This window comes from Dactylosporangium aurantiacum (assembly GCF_000716715.1).
Taxonomy (GTDB): Bacteria; Actinomycetota; Actinomycetes; order Mycobacteriales; family Micromonosporaceae; genus Dactylosporangium; species Dactylosporangium aurantiacum.
This window is the reverse complement of sequence record NZ_JNYJ01000200.1, coordinates 1-243: the sequence shown is the minus strand read 5'-3', so window position 1 is coordinate 243 and position 243 is coordinate 1. Positions and strand designations below refer to the sequence as shown.

Sequence of the window (243 nt, the reverse complement as noted above, 5' to 3'; positions counted from 1 at the left end):
GTAGTCCTGGCCGTTGGTGCCGACGAACACGCCGGTCGCGCTGCCTTTGAGGGTGGCCGGGTCGATCCCGGCGCGTTCGAACACCTCCCACGACGTCTCCAGCAGCAGCCGCTGCTGCGGGTCCATGGCGAGCGCCTCACGTGGCGAGATGCCGAAGAACGCGGCGTCGAAGTCGGCGACGCCGGGCAGGAAGCCGCCGGTGCGGGTGTACGACGTGCCGGTCCGGTCCGGGTCGGGGTCGAA

1 protein-coding gene is annotated in these 243 nt (G+C 71.2%); it reads right to left on the bottom strand.

The genetic code is table 11. The features are described from left to right. On the bottom strand, window positions 1-243 hold a 243-nt coding region (locus OP18_RS50895), incomplete at both ends, for a beta-ketoacyl synthase N-terminal-like domain-containing protein (protein ID WP_033368078.1).